This is a genomic window from Janthinobacterium paucivorans (assembly GCF_051380805.1).
Lineage (GTDB): Bacteria > Pseudomonadota > Gammaproteobacteria > Burkholderiales > Burkholderiaceae_D > Janthinobacterium > Janthinobacterium lividum_D.
This window is the reverse complement of the sequence record NZ_JBNYXR010000036.1, coordinates 1-1,656: the sequence shown is the minus strand read 5'-3', so window position 1 is coordinate 1,656 and position 1,656 is coordinate 1. Positions and strand designations below refer to the sequence as shown.

3 protein-coding genes are annotated in these 1,656 nt (G+C 55.0%); 1 reads left to right on the top strand and 2 read right to left on the bottom strand.

Going from position 1 to position 1,656, the window contains the following annotated elements; all coding sequences use genetic code 11:
* Positions 1-152: 152 nt before the first annotated feature.
* A complete protein-coding gene (locus ACQ4V8_RS21810; RefSeq protein ID WP_436572201.1) occupies positions 153-452 on the bottom strand; it encodes a hypothetical protein in 300 nt (99 codons plus the stop codon).
* Positions 453-709: 257 nt separating this feature from the next.
* On the opposite strand from ACQ4V8_RS21810, the gene ACQ4V8_RS21805 reads away from it, so the two are divergent.
* Positions 710-1,054, top strand: a complete 345-nt coding sequence (locus tag ACQ4V8_RS21805; RefSeq protein ID WP_436572200.1) for a hypothetical protein — start codon at positions 710-712, stop codon at positions 1,052-1,054.
* 1 nt (position 1,055) lies between these two features.
* Here ACQ4V8_RS21805 and ACQ4V8_RS21800 read toward each other — a convergent pair whose 3' ends face one another.
* Complete coding sequence (locus tag ACQ4V8_RS21800) at positions 1,056-1,502, bottom strand: hypothetical protein (protein ID WP_436572199.1); 447 nt, start codon at positions 1,500-1,502, stop codon at positions 1,056-1,058.
* Positions 1,503-1,656: the final 154 nt, after the last annotated feature.

Here is a 1,656-nt window from a genome sequence, read left to right as displayed (position 1 = left end):
CTTAGGTGCCATGCGCTGGGCTGCACGCATTGAAGCCCGCGTCGAAGCGCTGGAGGCCGCATAATGGCCCGCCGCACGCCGCCGCGCAAGGCAAACGGACAATTCCGCAAGCGCAAGAAGAAATAGAAAAGGCCCGCAGATAGCGGGCCTTTTTACATGATGGCGTGCATGGCTAGGCGCGCATGCCAGGGGCGCACGGGGCGCTCCTTGATGGCATCGAACAAGCCGTAAAGTTTCGCATGGCGCACCTTGGCGGCTACGTCATAGCCGCGCACGTAGTTGGCGAAGGCTCGCGGGCTAAGGTGCAAGGGGGCGACGGACGCCACCCAATCGTATAAATCGTCCTCAATGACGGCAATCTCTCCGAAAAGGTCGATTGCTGGCTGGCGTAGCTGGTAAGAAAAATAGGAGGCTGGCGGCTTCGGCTGGCGGCGGGTAGTTGTCTTTTTCATTAGGATATAATGCCCGGCGAATCGGGGCGACAAAGCGAAGAACAGAGGGGCATTTAGCGTTTTACATAATTTCGTAAAAAGCTATATTTTTTCGAGGAAGTTGGTATAGGTCTTTGATTCTGCACTCTTTTAGCCATTTGACATAATATAAATTATGCGAAGTGTTCGCCGGGCATGAAATATTCCCCGTTTCCCTCATTGTGAAAATCGCAATACCGTTTTATGGTGTTCGTCCTTCCATAATCAAAAAATAACAAATGAGATTTCCGAACCTGCGATACGGCAACCCTACCGCGTTTGCTCACTATGCTATGGGCATCCCCCTGGCTGACTTGGCGCGCACCCTGCGCCGCGACGAACGCACCGTGCGCGACTGGCTCAGCGCGAAACAGCGCGTGCCTTGGTGGGTTCCTGAATACATGCGCCTGCGCCAGATGGAGCAAGCCGAAATTCGCCGCCAGATGAACATGCCGACCATCGGGGCCAAACTTGGCGTGGTGCGCGGCACTGTCATCGAACTGGCCGTTCGCCGCCCAAAGAAAAAGCCGCAAATCACTGATTTGCGGCTCGATGACTTTGACCCGGTAGTATCTACCGGTTGAATTACGGCGCGTAGGTTTTTACCGTGGTCGATGCTGGCGCGTTGTTTGCAATGACGATACTCGATCCTGCTGGGACCCAAATAGTGTTTGCTGCACCCGTGACGGTCAAACTAGCCACCGTGGTTCCTGCCTTGAAAACGATGTTATTACCGTTGCCACTGACGGTCACGGTCCCAGCTGCCTGATTTTGTGAAAACGTCACGTTATTGATCGATCCAGCTATCGTAACGTTCGCGCTCCCCGAAAATTGAACAACATAGTCGCCTGCGTCCGTAGCATTGGTTATGTTCGCACCGGATAAAACCGTCGCGCCCGCCTTTACTGCTGGCGGTTGCGGCGTCACCGGCACCGTTACCGATACGGGAGCGACAGGAGAACCGCCGCCGCCACCGCCACCGCAAGCGGTCAGGATGGCAGCGACAAAAACAACGAAAAGACCTTTTAACATTGAAAACTCCGACTATGAAAGAGCGCTTATTCTACTTCTTTCTTTTGCGAAATTGACCATTTTTCTTGCGCGGCGGCGTGCGGCGGGCCATTATGCGGCCTCCAGCGCTTCGACGCGGGCCTCAATGCGCGCAGCCCAGCGCATGGCACCTAAT

Bases quoted from the DNA above. Each gene is read 5' to 3' on its own strand.
- ACQ4V8_RS21810 (WP_436572201.1), bottom strand. From the start codon at position 452: ATGAAAAAGACAACTACCCGCCGCCAGCCGAAGCCGCCAGCCTCCTAT.
- ACQ4V8_RS21805 (WP_436572200.1), top strand. From the start codon at position 710: ATGAGATTTCCGAACCTGCGATACGGCAACCCTACCGCGTTTGCTCAC.
- ACQ4V8_RS21800 (WP_436572199.1), bottom strand. From the start codon at position 1,502: ATGTTAAAAGGTCTTTTCGTTGTTTTTGTCGCTGCCATCCTGACCGCT.